The sequence below is a fragment of the Xanthomonas sp. WHRI 6106 genome, assembly GCF_040202405.1.
Lineage (GTDB): Bacteria > Pseudomonadota > Gammaproteobacteria > Xanthomonadales > Xanthomonadaceae > Xanthomonas > Xanthomonas cannabis.
Genome location: NZ_JBEGFC010000003.1, coordinates 258,075 through 275,284 on the forward strand (window position 1 = coordinate 258,075; position 17,210 = coordinate 275,284).

14 protein-coding genes are annotated in these 17,210 nt (G+C 63.6%); 3 read left to right on the forward strand and 11 right to left on the reverse strand.

Going from position 1 to position 17,210, the window contains the following annotated elements; all coding sequences use genetic code 11:
- Nucleotides 1-47: 47 nt before the first annotated feature.
- The 5 genes from ABQZ09_RS06790 to ABQZ09_RS06810 form a co-directional block, all read right to left on the reverse strand.
- The gene (locus ABQZ09_RS06790) at nt 48-395 is read right to left on the reverse strand and encodes a hypothetical protein (protein ID WP_349776456.1); all 348 of its coding nucleotides are present in this window, start codon (nt 393-395) and stop codon (nt 48-50) included.
- A 198-nt stretch (nt 396-593) separates the two neighbouring features.
- Nucleotides 594-1,826, reverse strand: a complete 1,233-nt coding sequence (locus ABQZ09_RS06795; protein ID WP_349776457.1) for an ABC transporter permease — start codon at nt 1,824-1,826, stop codon at nt 594-596.
- A gap of 55 nt (nt 1,827-1,881) precedes the next feature.
- Entirely contained in the window at nt 1,882-3,183 is a 1,302-nt protein-coding gene (locus ABQZ09_RS06800) for an ABC transporter permease (protein WP_349776458.1), read from the reverse strand.
- Between the two features lie 11 nt (nt 3,184-3,194).
- The gene (locus ABQZ09_RS06805; protein ID WP_349776459.1) at nt 3,195-3,914 is read right to left on the reverse strand and encodes an ABC transporter ATP-binding protein; all 720 of its coding nucleotides are present in this window, start codon (nt 3,912-3,914) and stop codon (nt 3,195-3,197) included.
- A gap of 48 nt (nt 3,915-3,962) precedes the next feature.
- Nucleotides 3,963-5,234: an efflux RND transporter periplasmic adaptor subunit gene (locus ABQZ09_RS06810; RefSeq protein WP_228314492.1), complete on the reverse strand. Its 1,272-nt coding sequence runs from the start codon at nt 5,232-5,234 to the stop codon at nt 3,963-3,965.
- 205 nt (nt 5,235-5,439) lie between these two features.
- Here ABQZ09_RS06810 and glmS point away from each other — a divergent pair, with 205 nt between their 5' ends.
- The 3 genes from glmS to ABQZ09_RS06825 all read left to right on the forward strand — a co-directional run bounded on the left by glmS (nt 5,440) and on the right by ABQZ09_RS06825 (nt 9,510).
- Nucleotides 5,440-7,269, forward strand: coding sequence for a glutamine--fructose-6-phosphate transaminase (isomerizing) (gene glmS / locus ABQZ09_RS06815; RefSeq protein ID WP_349776460.1), 1,830 nt, complete (start codon nt 5,440-5,442; stop codon nt 7,267-7,269).
- A gap of 387 nt (nt 7,270-7,656) precedes the next feature.
- Nucleotides 7,657-8,130: a hypothetical protein gene (locus ABQZ09_RS06820; protein ID WP_039564281.1), complete on the forward strand. Its 474-nt coding sequence runs from the start codon at nt 7,657-7,659 to the stop codon at nt 8,128-8,130.
- A gap of 234 nt (nt 8,131-8,364) precedes the next feature.
- Nucleotides 8,365-9,510, forward strand: a complete 1,146-nt coding sequence (locus ABQZ09_RS06825; RefSeq protein ID WP_349776461.1) for a hypothetical protein — start codon at nt 8,365-8,367, stop codon at nt 9,508-9,510.
- 134 nt (nt 9,511-9,644) lie between these two features.
- Here ABQZ09_RS06825 and ABQZ09_RS06830 read toward each other — a convergent pair whose 3' ends face one another.
- The 6 genes from ABQZ09_RS06830 to ABQZ09_RS06855 all read right to left on the reverse strand — a co-directional run bounded on the left by ABQZ09_RS06830 (nt 9,645) and on the right by ABQZ09_RS06855 (nt 17,145).
- Nucleotides 9,645-11,546, reverse strand: coding sequence for an XVIPCD domain-containing protein (locus ABQZ09_RS06830; RefSeq protein ID WP_349776462.1), 1,902 nt, complete (start codon nt 11,544-11,546; stop codon nt 9,645-9,647).
- 72 nt (nt 11,547-11,618) lie between these two features.
- Nucleotides 11,619-12,380, reverse strand: a complete 762-nt coding sequence (locus ABQZ09_RS06835; protein WP_349776547.1) for a hypothetical protein — start codon at nt 12,378-12,380, stop codon at nt 11,619-11,621.
- A 325-nt stretch (nt 12,381-12,705) separates the two neighbouring features.
- Complete coding sequence (gene gloA / locus ABQZ09_RS06840; RefSeq protein ID WP_039403670.1) at nt 12,706-13,230, reverse strand: lactoylglutathione lyase; 525 nt, start codon at nt 13,228-13,230, stop codon at nt 12,706-12,708.
- A 165-nt stretch (nt 13,231-13,395) separates the two neighbouring features.
- Nucleotides 13,396-14,469 carry a copper resistance protein B gene (locus tag ABQZ09_RS06845; RefSeq protein WP_503018664.1) on the reverse strand — a complete coding sequence of 358 codons (1,074 nt, stop codon included), beginning with the start codon at nt 14,467-14,469 and terminating at the stop codon, nt 13,396-13,398.
- Nucleotides 14,470-14,678: 209 nt separating this feature from the next.
- Nucleotides 14,679-16,463, reverse strand: a complete 1,785-nt coding sequence (locus ABQZ09_RS06850; RefSeq protein WP_349776464.1) for a copper resistance system multicopper oxidase — start codon at nt 16,461-16,463, stop codon at nt 14,679-14,681.
- A 226-nt stretch (nt 16,464-16,689) separates the two neighbouring features.
- Entirely contained in the window at nt 16,690-17,145 is a 456-nt protein-coding gene (locus tag ABQZ09_RS06855; RefSeq protein ID WP_503018665.1) for a CopL family metal-binding regulatory protein, read from the reverse strand.
- Nucleotides 17,146-17,210 lie beyond the last annotated feature (65 nt).

Genomic DNA, 17,210 nt, shown 5'->3' on the forward strand with positions numbered 1-17,210 from the left:
AATGCCGACGGACTGGACCGTGCGCGGGATGGAGACTTGGCTGCTTGTCAGCCGGACGTGGGCGGCGAAGGAGCCCTCGGCGGGAGGAGTGGCGCGTACGCTGCTGCAGCCCAGGTCAGACGCACCTGGACGCCGTCGCGCAGCACGTGCACTTCGATCGGGGCGTTTGCAGCGGCACGCAGTGCGGCGATCAGCTGGGCGACGCTGGTGATCTGGGTACGCCCTGCCGTGCGTAGCCGGTCGCCACGGTGTAACTGCAGCGCCAGTGCCGCGCTGGCTTTTGTCACCAGCAATCCGTCGCCGGTCGAGACGAGTTCCAGGACCTGTTCGTTACGTCGCCAGTCCAGCCGCGTGTCTTCGATAACGAGGACATCGCGGGTCGAGGTGGCTGGCACGGAGGTCGCCTGCCTTGCGGCACTGGCCTGCCCGGCGTGCAAGAGGCAAGAGACTGTCAGCAGGATCAGCGCCGGTGTTGCAACAAAGGGATGCATGGAGTGTGTCTCGATCAGTGAAGTTGCCGCAGGCGCGGGCGATGGCAAGGAGACGCCGACGCTTCGTCCCTCCAACGCGCAGCAAGGAAGAGGCCTCGTTGATCATGCACTGCGAGTGGCGACAGCCGGTGGCACTGCAGCCGCGCGACGCGCGGGCCAGAATACCGCCACCTGGCCAAGCGTCCACAACAGCAAGGCGCCGATCGGCAGGTAGATCGCCGGCAGCCGCGGCAATTCGTAGCGCGCCATCAGCCATACGTTGATCGAGTAGGCCATGAGCATGCCGAGCACGATACCGATCGAGGCGAGCAGGAAATTCTCCATCTGGAAGTAGCGCAGAATCTGGCGACGCGTTGCACCCAGCGCACGGCGGATGCCGATCTGCTTGGTGCGCTGCTGTACCCAGAAGCTGGCAAGACCGACGATGCCCAGCGCAGTGACGACCAGTAGCGCGATGCACACTGCGCCGAGCAACCAGATCATGGCGCGATCGTTCTCGAAATAGTCTGCGCGGATTTCGCTATAAGTCTCTTGTTTCAGGACCAGCCGACTATCGTCCAATTTCATCAGTGCTGCGACGGCAGATTGCAAGACCTCTGCCCGACGCGTTGGATCGGTGACACGGATGATGTATTGGCCTGCGGTGTAATTGATGCGCAGTGGCAGCAACATCGAATAATTGCTCTGATCAAGGCCGGCTGCGGTATTGTTGGTGGGGCGTGCCAGTGTCTGCACGATGCCGATGATGTGTAGTGCAGTATCGCCTGCGTAAACTGTCTTTCCCAATGCAGTTTGGGCGGGGAATAGCTTGTTGGCCATGTGCTGCGTAATGATCACCGAAAGGCCTTTCTCATCGATGGACCTGTCCTTGTTGGCCTGCGACATATCCATGAATTCGCCTGCGGTGAAATCGCGCCCTGCCAGCAACTGCAGACCAAGTGTGCCAAGCGTGCCTTCGCTGGCCATGTATTGCGCGGCATTGAGTGTCGGGCGCTCTTGTTCTCGAGTAAGAGAGACACTGCTGTTCCACGAGTAATGAACAAACGGAATCTGATTGATGACGATCGCGCCGCGGACACCGGGCAGGTTGCGGAGTGCTGCCAGATCTTCACGCGTGCGCGCTTCTGCATTGACCTGGGTGCCGATACCCCCAAGCTGGATGCTGACCAGTTCCGATTCGGCAATGCCACTGGGCTGCTGCAGCGTTTCGATGCGGTTGCCGATCAAAAACAGGGAATTGCAGATAATCGCGCAGGCAAGTGCTATTTCGAGCACGATCAATGCTGCTGCGGTCTTGTGACGGCGCAACGTGGAAACGATAGGGCGAATGTCCATGGGCGGTACCTTCGGATAAGAGGCCGTGCCCGCCTTGGCGCGGCGGGCTTGGTGATCAGGACGCTTTGAGCTGTAGCGCGGGGGCAACCTGGATGGCGCGCCAGGACGGCAGTAAGCCGGCCAGCAGGCTGGCAAACAGCGCCAGTGCGAAGGTCAGCAGCAGCATGGTCGGATCCAGATGTGCCAGCTCGGCGTAGTCGACGGCCTGTTGGCGCACCGCCCACAATCCCAACCATGCCAGCCCCAGTCCCGCGATGCCGCCTGCAAGTCCGATGGTGCCGGCTTCGACCAGGCATTGCGCAAAGATGGCACCGCGCGATGCGCCCAGTGCGCGACGCACACCGATCTCGCCACTGCGGCGCAGGAACTTGGCGAGCAACAAACCAACGGTATTGAGCAGGCACACCAGCAGGAAGCCCATTGCCAGCCACAACTGCAGGCGCACGTCGCCGGGAACCACCTCTTTATAGTCCAGCCACTCCATCACGTTGCGCAGGCGGGTGTTGTTCGGGCGCTGGAAACGTCCGGCAGCGCGTTGTTGATCGGAGTAGTTGTCCAGGTAGGCCTTGTAGTCACCAGCCTTCGCCGGGCTTTCCAGCTCTGCCCAATACTGCATCCAGGTGCAGGACGCATTGAGCGCCGTTTGATCGCTATTGTCGTTCTTGCCAAAGCAATTCATGCCGCCGTAATGGTCCATCTTCAGGTCGATCGCCACCGAGAACGGCAGGTACACCTGTTCGTCTGAGCCGTAGCTATTGCTGAGGTCATAGAAGCGCGGATTGACATTCCATTCATTGAGTACGCCAACAATGCGGAAAGTGCTCTTGTCCATGCGCAAATCGCGGCCGACGCTGTTGCTCCCGTCGAATAATTTCTCGTTGAGTTTCTTGGTAATGACTGCAACGCGTTCGTGTTTTTCGTCGCTGCCGGCCGACCAGCCCTGTCCGTACAGGAACGGTGTTTCGAACATAGGGAAGAAATCTGCCGAGGTAAAGCGAGCTTCCGACCTGAATGCGCTGATGCCCTTCTTGTCTGGCTCGATGGCCACTTGCCCGCCGGTCATCAGTGCCTGGCGTTTGGCACGTTTTTCACGTAATAGCGCTTCGGCATCAAAGCGGGTCACTTGATCATCCGGCTCTTCGCCTGGCTGAAAACCGGCTTTGGGTTGTGGGTCGACCAGCACGTTGAACAGCCGATCGCTCTTCTGCGGAATCGGGTCGCCCGACAACACATGGAACACCGTCAACGTGGTCATGCTGGCACCGATGCCCAGCGCAATGGCCAGCACCATCAGTGCGGTGAGCACCTTGTTGCGGCGGAAACTGCGGACCGCCAGAGTGAAGTAATAGCCGAACATGGGCGGGCTCCTTAGTCGGCCAGGGTTGCAGCGGCGCTGGGCGCGCGCATCAGGCTGGGGTTGCGTTCCAGATCGGTGGCCTGGCCGTCGACGATGTGCACGTTGCGCTGCGCGCGCGCGGCCAGTTCCGGGTCGTGGGTGACCATGACGACGGTGGTGCCCTGGCTGTTGATCTCTTCCAGCAGTTCCATCACCCCGCGCGCCATTTGCGAGTCGAGGTTGCCGGTGGGTTCGTCGGCCAGCAGCAGGCGTGGGCTGCCGGCCAGTGCGCGCGCGATCGCGGCGCGCTGCTGCTGGCCGCCGGACAGTTCGGTGGGGTAGTGCTTCAGCCGCGAGCCCAGGCCGACCTTGGTCAGCGCCTCTTCGATGCGCTGCTTGCGCTCGGCCGCGGCCATGCCGCGATAGCGCAGCGGCACATCGACGTTGTCGAACAGGTTGAGGTCCGGAATCAGGTTGAAGCCCTGGAAGATGAAACCGATCTTTTGATTACGCAGGCGCGAGCGCGCATCGTCGGAGAGATGGCTGACGTCTTCGCCATCCAGCAGATACTGCCCGCTGGTGAAGGTTTCCAGCAGCCCGGCCAGGTTGAGGAAGGTGGTCTTGCCTGAGCCGGAGGGGCCGGTGACCGCGACGAATTCGCCTTCGCGTACATGCAGGTCCAGCGACCGCAGCGCGTGCGTTTCCACCTGTTCGGTGCGGAAGACCTTGGAGACCGCTTGCATCTTGAGCATTGCCGATTCCTTTGCGAAGAGAGAGTGCGACGAGATGGAATGACTGAATCAGTGGACGGTGACGCGCGGCGCATCACCGAAATTGTCTGCGCCGGACACCACCACGCGGTCGCCGGCCTGCAGCCCGGACAGAACCTGCACTTCGCCCAGGCTGCTGACGCCCATGCGCACCGGGCGGCGCACCGCGGTGTTGCCATCCATCACGTAGGCGTAGCTGCCGCCGGATTGTTCGACGAAGGGGCCGCGCTCGACCTTGAGCACGTTGCGGCGCGTGTCCATCACCACGCGTGCGCTCATGCGCTGGCTCTGGCGCAGGCCCGGCGGCTGCTTGTCGGTGAAGCGGATGCGCGCAGTGACTTCGCCGTTGACCACTTCCGGCGACACCGCCGAGATGGCGCCGGGGAACGGTTCGCCGCTGCCGCTGGTGAGCTGGGCCGGCATGCCGATCGCCAGATCGCGGGCGAAGCTTTCCGGCACCTTGATCTCGACTTCGAACTTGGACAGATCCACCACGCCCAGGATCGGCGCGTTTGCGGCGACCTGGGTGTGCTGCACGGCCTGCACCTGGCCGACCTGGCCATCGAACGGCGACAGCAGCGTGAGGGCATCCACCTGGCGCTGCACCTCGGCCACCACCGCGCGTTGGCGGTCGGCCAGCAGGCGCTTGTTGCGCGAATCCAGATCTGCGCCCTGGCTCTTCAGCGCCGCATCGCGCTGGGCGTGCTGCAGGTCGATGTCGGTCTTCTTCAAGGTGTCCTGCGCCTTGGCCAGCTCCACCTGCGGCACCGCACCGCCATCGTAGCCACGCTGGTAGCGCTCCAGGTCGCGTGCGGCGGCCTGCTTGTCGATTTGGGCCTGGTCGGTGAGCTTGCTGGCGTTGGCGCGTGCCAGCGTGGCATCCAGGGCGGCGCGGCTGGATTCGGCCTCCAGGCCGGCCAGCGTGGCCTGCTCCTGCGCCAGCTTGCTGCGCAGCTCCGGGCTGTCGATGCGCGCCAGCTCCTGGCCCTGCTTGACCACATCGCCGGCGACCACGCTCAGGGTCACGGTGCCGGCGGAGATGGCGTACAGCACGGGGCTGTTGGCAGCGATCACGCGGCCGTCGGCGGCGATGTCGCGTACCAGGTCGCCCTGGCTGACCGTGGCGATGCGCACCCGGCTGGCGTCGAACGAGCGGCTGCCGGCGCTCCATGCAGTGACCGCCCAGCCAATACCGGCCAACACGGCGACCGCCGCGATGCCGGGCCATAGCCAGCGGCGCCACGGCGTGCCCCGGGTGGGGGTGCTGAGAACCTGGTCCTGGGCAGAGGTGTCACGAATCATGGTCGGCGGGCTCGGTGGCGTCACAGTGACAAAGCAGGACGCGTGCCAACCGGCAAGTGGCTGAAATGCTTGAACTTTAGGGTCGCAGCGCAGGTGTCCGCAGTGTCCGCGGACACCTGCGCGGACACGCTGTCCGGGGACGGTCATGCAGTGGACAAGAGCGGACACGCTAAAATGCCGGCCTTCTTCCTAAAGAGCTGTCCCTATGTGCGGCATTGTCGGAGCGATCGCCGGGCGCGATGTGGTCCCGGTCCTGATCGAAGGACTCAAGCGGCTGGAATACCGCGGCTACGATTCCTCCGGCATTGCGGTGCTCGATGGCGACCAGGTGCGCCGGGTGCGACGCACCGGGCGCGTGGCCGAAATGGCCCAGGCCGCGCAGGCCGAACAGTTCGGCGCCACGTTGGGCATCGGCCACACCCGCTGGGCCACGCATGGCGGTGTCACCGAAGCCAATGCGCACCCGCATATCAGCGCCGGCGTGGCGCTGGTGCACAACGGCATCATCGAAAACCACGAAGCGCAGCGCGAAAAACTGCGCGCGCTGGGCTACACCTTCGAGTCGCAGACCGACACCGAGGTCATCGCGCACCTGATCCATCACCATCTGGGCAGCGCGGGCGACCTGCTGAGCGCGCTGCAGCGCACCGTCAAGGAGCTCACCGGTGCCTACGCGCTGGCGGTGATGAGCCAGGCCGAGCCGGAACGGTTTGTCTGCGCGCGCATGGGCTGCCCGTTGCTGATCGGGGTGGGCGAGGGCGAGAACTTCGTCGCCTCCGATGTGTCGGCCATCGTGCAGGCCACCCGCCAGGTGATCTTCCTGGAAGAGGGCGACACCGCCGAACTGCGTCGCGATGGCGTGCGCATCTTCGATGGCAACGACGCCCCGGTCGAGCGCCCGCTGCACCTGTCGGATGTCTCGTTGGCGTCGCTGGAGCTGGGGCCGTTCCGGCATTTCATGCAGAAGGAAATCCACGAGCAGCCGCGTGCGCTGGCCGACACCATCGAAGCGGCCATCGATGCCAAGGGCTTTCCGGCATCGCTGTTCGGCGCCAACGCGGAAGCGGTGCTGCGTGACATCGAAGGCGTGCAGATCCTGGCCTGCGGCACCAGTTACTACGCCGGCATGACTGCGCGTTACTGGATCGAAGCCATCGCCGGCCTGCCGTGCAGCGTGGAAATCGCCAGCGAATACCGCTACCGCGCCGCGTATGCCAACCCCAAGCACCTGATCGTCACCATCTCGCAGTCCGGCGAAACGCTGGACACGATGGAAGCGCTGAAATACGCCAAATCGCTGGGGCATCTGCATACGTTGTCGATCTGCAACGTGCCCGAAAGCGCCATCCCGCGCGCCAGCGAACTGGTCTGCTATACGCGCGCCGGCGCCGAGATCGGCGTGGCCTCGACCAAGGCGTTCACCACGCAGCTGGCGGTGCTGTTCCAGCTCACCATGGTGCTGGGCAAGCTGCAGGGCCGCATCAGCGAGGCCGAAGAAGCCGATTATCTGGAGCAGCTGCGTTTCCTGCCGGGCAGCGTGCAGCACGCCTTGAATCTGGAGCCGCAGATCATGGCCTGGGCCGAGCGTTTTTCGCCGAAGGAAAATGCGCTGTTTCTTGGTCGCGGCCTGCATTACCCGATCGCGCTGGAAGGCGCGCTCAAGCTCAAGGAAATCTCCTATATCCATGCCGAAGCGTATCCGGCTGGCGAGTTGAAGCACGGCCCGCTGGCACTGGTGGACGCGGCGATGCCGGTGGTGGTGATCGCACCGAACGACCGCCTGCTGGAGAAGGTCAAATCCAACATGCAGGAAGTGCGCGCACGTGGCGGTGAGCTGTTCGTGTTCGCCGACCAGGACAGCCACTTCAGCGAGTCCGAGGGCGTGCATGTCATCCGCACGCCACGCCACGCCGGCGTGCTGTCGCCGGTGATCCACACCATCCCGGTGCAGCTGCTGGCGTATCACACCGCCCTGGCACGCGGCACCGATGTCGACAAGCCGCGCAATCTGGCCAAGTCGGTGACGGTGGAGTAAGCGCGCGAGCGGGACGACCGCGCCCGCCTTGGGGCAGGCGCGGCTAGTGCGTTGTTTCGGCTGAGACTATGCCACCGGAATGCAATGCTTGCGCGCTGCCGGTGCCGGCCTCTGGCTGACGACCTGCGTGCCATATCCGCATCGAGCCACTGCACCGAAGCCTGAGCCCGCAGCTTGTACAGCGGCGGTGCGCAGCCAGGCTGCGTGGCTGCCTCGCTGCTTCTGCTCAAGAGAGTAGCGATCGTCGTCCTCGGGCAGCCAGGCGATGGGCCCTCGTCAAGGCAGTTGCGTGTTGCGCCGCTTAGCAGCCGCGCTCCGAGGCTGCCAACGCTTTGGCCCAGGTTATGCATAAGCTTCTTGCGAGGGTCACACCACGCAGGAGGACGTATGCACGAGTCTTTCAAACAGGGGGCGCCAGCGGAATTGTGGCAGGCGTTGGTGCGCGAGGCGGGGCAGCGGATCGCACGTCCGCTGGACGAGTCGCGTGAGCATTATCTGGTGTTTGTGTTGTTGCGTTTCCAGCGCGATGCGCATCTGCTGTCGCGCACGCAGGCACTGGCATGGTTGCATGCGCAGGATCAGGTCGGCAGCGTACGGGCCGATGCATTGCGCGACGTCGGCGACGGTTGCCTGCTCATTGCGGGCCTGTTCCCGGGCGTGGCGCAGCGCCGTCGGCTCAGCGTGGACTACTTCATCGACCTGGGGCGCGGTGCGTATTCCGAAGTAGCCGACACCCGCTACAGCGATGCAGGTCTGTTTGCACAACTGGCCGGCAGCTATCGCGAGCTGGTGCGCACACTCGCTGCATTGCGCACTCCACACGACTGGCAACCGAGCGCTGGCGGGATCTTGCATGCGTAACCAGTGAACGTGCGCAGGGACGGTCCCCACATCGGCGTCGGGACCGCCCCGACTGCGATGGCTGCCGTGTGCGGGCACACTATCCCTGCAGGACGATCTGCGGGTGCGTTGTGCCATTACCTGTCGATCCGAACCCTGCAGTGTTAGAGGCCATCGCGTGCAAGCGTTGGTGCATCGGTCGCGCTGCATGGGGGACATGCAGCGCGCCGCAGTCATCCACAGGGACAGGGATCCATGAAGACGTGTATCGCGGCGGTGCTGTTGGCACTGCCTGGGCTTGCCGTTGCGCAAGATCTGCCGCTTGGCTATGCGGGTCAGGGTGGAATGACGCTGCAGGAAATCGACCCGGCCATCTATGCGTATCACTACGACCACGGGTTCGTAGGCGAAGATGCGATGGGTTGGGACCCTGCGCTGCAATTCGCCTGGTCGCGTCTCGCTGCCGCCAAGGTCTGCGCACAGCAAACGCCATCTGATGCAGTGATCGGCAAGCTGGTGGAGCAGTACGGCAAGGATGCCGTGGTGCACCAGATCAACGGTATCGGCTTTCATGAAGCGCAGATGCGTGCGGCTGGGACGTTTTGTACGCCGACGCGCGTGGCCGAAGCCACAGCAGTGGGGCCTGCGTTTGCAGGCGGTGACTTCTCTGCGGCAACTGCCTATGCGGCGGCAGCTGAGGCGGGGACGATTACGGTTGTGGCAGCCGAAGGGCAGCCATCGTCACAAACGCAAGCCGATGCAGATGGCGTCATTGCAGCATCGGCTGACTGGGCCTTGCAGCTGCCGTTGCATGCCAGCATGCGCGTAGGCCCCAATGGGCTGCCCAATGGCGATGAGATGTTGCGCGTGGTTCGTCGCGGGCATACCGGGGCGGTGGTGGGATTGCAGATCGCCACCAGTTTGTTTGCGCGTGGGGGCGTGGTCTCGGCCTTCAACAAGGGGCAGTTGAAAGGCGAGAAGATGGAAGGGGTAGGCAATCCGGGTTATCAATTGCAGCGCGATGCGGTCAACGCGCACTTGAAGACCTATTTCACCGGGCATCCGACCGCCTTGCCGGTGGATCCGTTTCCATTGCAGGTGCTGATGTCCGACTGGCTGCTGGTGTATCAGAGCCTGGCCGATACCAAATCGCCCTACGAATTGCGCTATGTAGTGACGATCGGCGGGGAACGCACCGGCCTGCTCAAGCGCAAGGCGAGCCCGGTCAGCATGCACTGTACACCGACACCGCGGACTGCTTCTCTGGAGCAGTGGGAAGCCAACGATTACGCATTGGTCAAAGAGGCCGCGCAAGCCTACAGCGACGAATGCGCAGCGAAATTCGCCGAGCGGTTGCCGCAGTGGTTCCCCGATCGAGAGGCTGTTGCGACGTCCAATTGAACGGCCGGATCTGTCGACGCCGGACATTTGGCACCTGATGTGCTGTGATAAGAATCGCGCTAAACATATCGCTAAACCACAAGGGGCACTGATCCATCGATCAGTACCCCTTATGCCTTTCCATTGCAGAGCGATCAGCCTACGCTGCGCGCCTGGTTGCGTTGCTGCTCGTGCTGATCTTGGGCCTGCGTCTGCGACTGCGCTTCCTGCCGCACGGCATTGCTGCTTTGCTCCAGGGGCCGTTCCGCAGCGGTTGCCTTGTCGGTGTAGATCCGCTGATGCGCCGGGTCGCTCGGCTGGCCCTGTACGGCAAACAGCCCGCTGCCATCCTTGCTTTGCGCCACCATGTCGATTCGCTGCAGGCCACTGACTTTTGCTTCGAAGGTCATGTGGCCGGCAGCGTTCACCAACTGCTGCCGATTGGCGAATGCATTCGGACCCAGTTGTTCCAGCTTGCTGAAAGCCTGGTTGAATAGTGGATGGTCGGGGTTGGTTTTCTCCGAGAGCAGCGGTGTTTTTTCTGCCTGCTTCAGCGCATTGAGCGTATCGCGGCCAACCACGCCATCGTCCTGTAGCCCGTGTGCACGCTGGAACGCCTTGACTGCCTCGCCCGTCCGCTGGCCATAGGCGCTGTCGGCTTTGAGTTCATTGCCGTTGGCGTCCTTGTAGCCCAGCTGTTGCAAGGTTTGCTGCAATTTTTGAACATCGGCACCGTGGGCCTTCTCGCGCAGCACGCCGGGTGTTTCGGCCGCAACTTGTGCATGCGCGGGCTTGTGCGCGTTGCTGTCGTGCGACTGCTGCTTGGTCTGGTTGCGGTCCTGCAGCAACTCGCGCGCCTCGGAGAGCGGGTCGCTGGCATAGAGTTTGACGCCCTTGGCGTGCTTGCGCTCGAGGTAGGAATCCAGCGAGCTGAGTTCGACACCCTCGCCGCCGCGCGACTGGCTGATCTTGAGCTCGCCATCCTTGGGGTCGCGCACCACCATGGTGATGTGGTCGATGCCCTTATAACGCCCCTTGTCCCAACTCTGCGGGCCATTGTCCTCGCCGATGATCATGCCCTCTTTGAGATTCTGGGCAGTGACGTCTTTGCCTTGCATCAGAACCCCAGAGCGCTCCTGCGCTTTTTCCACGATCATCGCCGCGCCGTCAATTGCCAGCTTGAATTGATCGCCCTTACTGAACACGGTATGCCCAGCCTTTTCGTTGATCTCCTTCATGGTTGCGTTCTGCATGGTGGCAACCCAGCCAGAACAATCAACATAACCCTGTTCCGGGTGTTTCCCGTCCACACCTGTATGCTTGCCGCTCATGGCGTATTTGACGTGATCGTACTTCTCTGTCAAATCATAGGCAGCGCTTAGTGCAATAGTTCCCTTATGCTGTGTTTGTGCGGGCGTGCCCTGGGCCTGCGTCGGTGCGCGTGAAGGTGCATCGTTAATCGGCTCAATTCCTTTTTCGGGAATGCGAATGCGATCAAACTTGGTATCCCAGTATTGCCTGAACGTTTGTGCCATTTCCCTATCGGGGAGGCGTTTAAACGCGTCGTATTCGACTCCAGTCACTTCCTTTAAGTCTTCTCTGGAGACATTGTTGATGATCTTCGCGCGAGTATCGGGACGGATGAATTCGCCGCGTGCGATAGCTGACTGGATTGAACGATAGCCGTCCGCACCCTGCTGGTGCGCCATGTATAAGTCCATTCCATCGGGCTGCTCTTTGCCCGATAGATATGGCATTCCGTTGCTTCCATGGCGGTTTACCAGGATGCGACGGTTGTCCTGATACAGTTGTGCAGCGGCATCGGTGTTAGCGACCGCATCCAACTCACGGCCCCTGATGCCGTATTGCTCAGCCGTTTCTGGTACGAACTGGAATAAACCTTTGGCGCTATTGGGGCCGCGCGATGCCAGTTCATTAAACTGGCCGCCAGTTTCAATATATGCGAACCGCATGAAGTCGTCGCGCGGAATGCTGCGCTGCTGAGCTTCACGTTCGATGATGTCCAGTACTTCAGCGCGGTTGTAGTCACGTGCCATCGCGTTCTCCATGCGATTGAGGCGGCAACAGATGCTGCCGCGTTAAGTCGACCTGAGCCAATCCATTGGCCCTTACCGGGAGGTCGACCGGTAGGTTTTCTGCGACGCATCGTAAAGATATTCGGTTACCGTGTCACCCTGGTTGGCTGCTCCAGGAATACTTACCCGCAACAGGGGCATGTCGCTCGCATCTTGCGGCACTATCACAAGCGTGCCGGTGACATCAATGCAAGGAATGGATCCCGGAGAGTCAGGTCCGCAACTTGCATCGTTATTGGAGCCAGCCTCGAGCGTTGTCAGGTAGCGCCACACATTTTCATCGGTTTTCGTGAGTTCATGCGGATTGAATAGCAGTACCTCGATCGTCCGCATACGGACCCCCGAGACCAGATACCAGGTGGGTAACGCCAGTAGCATGTCGCCCGAGGGTGTGATCCATGTCTGGGGTTTGCGCTCAGTATCTATCTCGTTGCCTTTTTCGCTACCCCCGAATTCACCAATGTAGGGTTCTACGCCTAGCAGCTTCCACGGTGACTTGCTGCCCGGCTCGCTGGCCACAAACGTAGCGTGAGCAAGTGTCACCTTGGTACCAGGGGCAGCGTCGTGATTCTCGCGCTCTGCGCCGTAGCGTTCGGGCGTTTCCCAGGCAAAGCCGGTGTAGTAACGCGTACCGCCAAGTTCGAACTCGAAGCCGTACCAGTAGTTGATCCAGCTGCCATTGGCGACCTCGTAAGAGGTTGCGCCGTCGCCGTCCACGTTGCTGATGAAATACAGCACGCTATCGGGGCGCGGCGGCTGCACCTGCTGGGTCGATCCCTGGGTTGCGTCCTGCATGGGAGATGCATCCTTGTCTGCGGATTTAGGGGTGGTGGCGTTGGCTGTGTCGGCGGTGGCCGTTTTTGGAGCCGTGGCGTCTGGTGTCGCCGGCTTGCACGCGGCGATCGTTGCTAGCGCAAGAATCAGTGGAATCTTCCTGACGAGCATTGGGGTGCATCCATTGCGGAGGGCGGCGAAAGTCTACTCCAGCCCGCCGTTGTGTCCAGTCGTCGCGCCGCGCCTGGCGGTGCCGGCTTTCTGCCGGGGCGTGGGGGCGGGATGGGAGGCCTTTTCATGTCCACTCCCATCCGCCGAAACGTCAGGGTTGCCGAGCGTCCCGCTCTCAGGCCAGCGGCGTATTGGAAATGATCTCTACCCAGTATCCGTCCGGGTCCTTGATGAAGGCCAGGTGCTTCATGCGGCCGTCTTCCAGGCGCTTTTGATACGGCACCTCGAGGCTGTCGAAGCGCGCGCAGGCGGCGTGGATGTCCGGCACCGAGATGCAGATATGGCCGAAGCCGCGCGGGTCGCTGTTGCCGTCGTGATACACGGGACCGTCTTCGGTTTCGGTGCCGTGGTTGTGGGTCAGTTCGAGCACGCCGGGGATGCCGGCCATCCACAGGCGACGCTCTGCGTCGTCATCGGGAACGGCGGTGTCCTCCGGCAATAACGCCAGAAAGTACAGGCTGAATTTCGCGTCTGCATAGTGACGTGCATCCAGCAGGCGGAAGCCGAGCACGCGCGTGTAGAAGTCCAGCGAGCGCGGCGCGTCCTTGATGCGCAGCATGGTGTGGTTGAACACGAAGCCGTGGGTCTGTGCCGGCGCCGCACTGGCACCGGGCACATGCTGCAGATCGGTCAAAGGCATGGTGATTTCCTCTTGAAAGTTGGGTGCGCAGGGTAAGCGCCGGGTGGCGATGTTAGCGGGGGCGGGGTTGTGGGCATGTCATGGCAGCGCACTGCCACCGTCCGCGCGCGTGTCAGCGGCAGGGGCAGGGGCCAGATAAGCAGTCCGGGCCCCCTTGCCACTGGCTCAGAACCAGATGCGCACGCCAGCGACGAAGCGACTGTCGCGTGCAGGCTCCTCGTCCATCGTGGCGGTGGCGCGGTCACCGAAGCTGCGGTGATGCACCCAGCCGATGTAAGGCGCAAACCGCCGGGTGATTTCGTAACGCAGCCGCATGCCTACTTCGACCTGTTGCAGCCCGCTGTCGATACCGCGTCGATCGTCATCGGTCACTGCGATGGTTGCCTCTGCACGTGGCTGCAGGATCAGGCGGTTGGTGAGCAGCACGTCGTACTCACCTTCCAGCCGCACCGCGGCGCGACCATTGCCGACAAACAGCGTGGCTTCGGTTTCGAACTTGTACGGCGCCACTCCCTGCACCCCGAACGCGGCCCAGCTGCGATGGCCTGTACCCACGTCCTGACGCACGCCTGCCAGCAGATCCCACCACGGTGAGATGGCATGACCGTAGAACGCTTCCACCGATGCATCCCGGGTGCGGCCGCGGTGACGCTCGCCTTCGCTGCGGAGCCAGAGCCGGTTGATGTCGCCGCCGACCCATGCCCTTGCTTCCCACGCTTGCCCGCTGCCGCGATCGGTGTCGAAGGCTTCCAGGCGATCGAACAGGACATACCGGTTGATGCCGGTTCCGTGCATCGCATGGCTGCGCAACGGGGCAAAGGCCGCCGCGATGTCCTCGGTGGTGGGCTCGGGAATTGGCTCGCGTGGCAGGGCTGCGTTGCCACGTGGGGCAGATGTGGACACGGACGTGCTCGTGGCTGTTGCATGACCCATCGTTGCATGATCCATCGCCGTATGGCCCATCGCCGCGTGGTCGACTGCAGCGTGCTCCATCGCGGCATGATCCGTCGGCCCATGATTCATCGCGCCATGATCCATGCCCTCGTGCGCCATCTGGCGTTGCTCTGCCGACGAAGGCGATGTGGCTTGCTGCGGTGTTTGCGGGATGTCTGCATGCTGCGGGGGCACTACGCCGTGGGCATGCGCCGGGTGTCGTGCCGGAGCGTGCGTGGCAGCATCGGGCTCCGTCGAAGCGGCGTCATCGCTGGCGTGCTGCGCATGCGCATGCGTCATGTCCATCGCGGGTGTCGCATCGCGCGTAGACGACGGCGCTTCCGGAGAGGGGGGCGCCTGCGTGCCGGCTGCGCCGGGCCGGTCTGCCGCCTGCATCGCATGGGCATGATGGTCGTGCGCTGCCAGGTCCGCCGCAGCATGCACGTGCTCCTGCGCCGCCAGCGGCGCACTGAACAAGACGCTGCCTGCTACCAGCGCGGTGAGCCGAAGCGCACTCATGCCTCCACCCGCACTTCGCGCATCATGCCCGCTTCCATGTGGTACAGCAGATGGCAGTGATACGCCCAGCGGCCCAGCGCATCGGCGCGCACGCGGTAGCTGCGGCGGGTGCCGGGCGGCATGTCGATGGTGTGCTTGCGCACCTGAAAGTTGCCGTCGGCATCTTCCAGATCGCTCCACATGCCGTGCAGATGGATGGGGTGCTGCATCATGGTGTCGTTGACCAGCACGATGCGCAGCCGCTCGCCGTACTGCAGGCGCAGCGGCTCTGCAGAAGCGAAGGCGATGCCATCGAAGGACCAGGCGAATTTTTCCATATGACCGGTCAGATGCAGCTCGATCTCGCGTCCGGGATCGCGCCCATCCGGGTCGTCGAACAGGCTGTGCAGATCGCCATAGCGCAGCACGCGGCGACCATTGTCGCGCAGGCCCACGCCGGGGTCGTGCAGGCGTGGTGCGGTGGCGTTGCTGCGCATGTCGATCAGCGGGTTGCCTGCTTCGCTGGCGGCATGGTGCGGTGTAGTGTCGTGCGCCTGGGCGTGATCATGCGAGTGCATGGTGTGCATCTGGTGCGCCGCCTGCATGCCGGGTGCGCCATGCATTGCCGGAAGCGCGTGATGCATCCCATCGCCATGCCCCATGTCCTGCATGGTCAAAATCGCGCGCGGATCCAGTGCAGGAATCGGCGCCTGCAGGCCGTGCCGTACCGCCAAGGTGCCGCAGGCGAAGCCGGTACGCCCCATGTCCTGCGCAAACAACGTAAATGCATCCTGCCCGATCGGTTCGACGATGACGTCGAAGGTTTCGGCTGCGGCAATGCGCAGTTCGTCCACGCTGACCGGATGCACGTACTGGCCATCGGCAGCCACCACCGTCATGCGCAGCCCGGGGATGCGGAGGTCGAAGTAGGTCATCGACGAGCCATTGATGAAACGCAGCAACACCTTCTCGCCGGGGGTGAACAGCCCGGTCCAGTTGCCGGCCGGTGCCACGCCGTTGAGCAGGTAGGTGTAGGTGTTGGCATTGACGTCGGACAGGTCGGTGGGGGTCATGCGCATGCGCCCCCACATGCCGCGGTCTGCCAACGTTGCCCGCACACCGTCTTCGCGCGCATCGCGCAGGAAATCGCCCACCGTGCGCTGCGCGTAGTTGTCGTGGCTGGGCATCTGCTTGAGCCGGCGGAACAGCGCGGCCGGGTCCAGATCGGTCCAGTCCGACAACAGCACCACATGCTCACGGTCGTGGCGATACGGAGGTGGCGTCAGCGGGTCGATGACGATGGCGCCGTACAGGCCCGCTTGCTCCTGGAACATCGAATGGCTGTGGTACCAGTAGGTGCCGGATTGGCGCAGCGCGAAGCGGTAGTGATATTCCTGCCCCGGCGCGATGCCATCGAAGCTCATGCCCGGCACGCCATCCATGTTGGCCGGCAGCAACAACCCATGCCAATGCACCGAGGTGGGCTGGTCGGGCAGCGTGTTGCGCACGCGCACGCTCACGGTGTCGCCCTCGCGCCAGCGCAGGGTGGGCGCGGGCAGGCTCTGGTTGACGGTGATCGCCGGGCGGGTGCGTCCGGTGACGTTGACCGGCAGGCGGCCGATCTGCAGCGACTGGCTGCTGCCGCGCAGGACGGGCGCAGCCATGGCGCCGGTTGCGCGCGCATTGTTGCGCCACAGCCCGGCGGTGGCGGCAACCCCGCCCAGGGCCAGGCCCTGCACGAAGCGGCGCCGGCTCAGGCCTGGCGCGGAGGTTGGATCGAACACATGGGAATCGGAAGACATGACACCTCCGGTGCGTCTGCGCCAACTGGCGGACGCAACGCATCGCTGGGAACTCCCGCGTGCATGCACGCAGGGCGAAGGGCATAAGACGTGGCTGACAGACGATGCGGAGCCGACGTCAGGCTGCGGCGAGGGCGCGATTGCACGCGCCGCGCGCATGCACGACCTGACGACATCGGGCAACGAGCGTGCCCGCCTGCTGGTGGGCACAGGGTCCGTCGGCCGCTTAGCCGATGGGAGGTCGCACCGGTTGCTCGTGCGCCGGGCTGCTGCGGCCCTCGTCCAGGGCGGCAGGCACGGCAAAATGGCCCGGCATCGCCGTCGGCAGCGCAGGCAGCGTCAGCAGGGCCAGGCTGCAATGCTGCAGGCAGTCGCAACTGCCCAGCTTGCAGCAGTCGGCGGCATGCGGGTGGTCGCCCTTGACCTGCGCGGTCAGTGCGTCGGGCGCAGCGCTGTGCGGCGCCGCCATGGCGTCGTGGCAGGGCATGGCTTGTGCGGTCGACGGGTGCGCCGCCATCGCATGCGCCGTGGCCTGCGGCACGACCGTGTCCGGCATCGCCATGCCCACCGACGCCCACGCGCCGGCGGCCGTATTGGCGACCAGGCACAGGCACAGCAGCAGGCGGAGCAGGCAACGCAGCACGGGCAGTGGAGGCGGCGGACAGGGCCACGAGCATACCACCGGCCCGGCAACTGTCCGCCGGATGACCGCCCGCCCCGGCAGCGCACCTGGCGGCGTTAGAATTG

Bases quoted from the DNA above. Each gene is read 5' to 3' on its own strand.
- ABQZ09_RS06795 (WP_349776457.1), bottom strand. From the start codon at position 1,826: ATGGACATTCGCCCTATCGTTTCCACGTTGCGCCGTCACAAGACCGCA.
- ABQZ09_RS06800 (WP_349776458.1), bottom strand. From the start codon at position 3,183: ATGTTCGGCTATTACTTCACTCTGGCGGTCCGCAGTTTCCGCCGCAAC.
- ABQZ09_RS06805 (WP_349776459.1), bottom strand. From the start codon at position 3,914: ATGCTCAAGATGCAAGCGGTCTCCAAGGTCTTCCGCACCGAACAGGTG.
- ABQZ09_RS06810 (WP_228314492.1), bottom strand. From the start codon at position 5,234: ATGATTCGTGACACCTCTGCCCAGGACCAGGTTCTCAGCACCCCCACC.
- glmS (WP_349776460.1), top strand. From the start codon at position 5,440: ATGTGCGGCATTGTCGGAGCGATCGCCGGGCGCGATGTGGTCCCGGTC.
- ABQZ09_RS06820 (WP_039564281.1), top strand. From the start codon at position 7,657: ATGCACGAGTCTTTCAAACAGGGGGCGCCAGCGGAATTGTGGCAGGCG.
- ABQZ09_RS06825 (WP_349776461.1), top strand. From the start codon at position 8,365: ATGAAGACGTGTATCGCGGCGGTGCTGTTGGCACTGCCTGGGCTTGCC.
- ABQZ09_RS06830 (WP_349776462.1), bottom strand. From the start codon at position 11,546: ATGGCACGTGACTACAACCGCGCTGAAGTACTGGACATCATCGAACGT.
- ABQZ09_RS06835 (WP_349776547.1), bottom strand. From the start codon at position 12,380: ATGCAGGACGCAACCCAGGGATCGACCCAGCAGGTGCAGCCGCCGCGC.
- gloA (WP_039403670.1), bottom strand. From the start codon at position 13,230: ATGCCTTTGACCGATCTGCAGCATGTGCCCGGTGCCAGTGCGGCGCCG.
- ABQZ09_RS06845 (WP_503018664.1), bottom strand. From the start codon at position 14,469: ATGGACATGACGCATGCGCATGCGCAGCACGCCAGCGATGACGCCGCT.
- ABQZ09_RS06850 (WP_349776464.1), bottom strand. From the start codon at position 16,463: ATGTCTTCCGATTCCCATGTGTTCGATCCAACCTCCGCGCCAGGCCTG.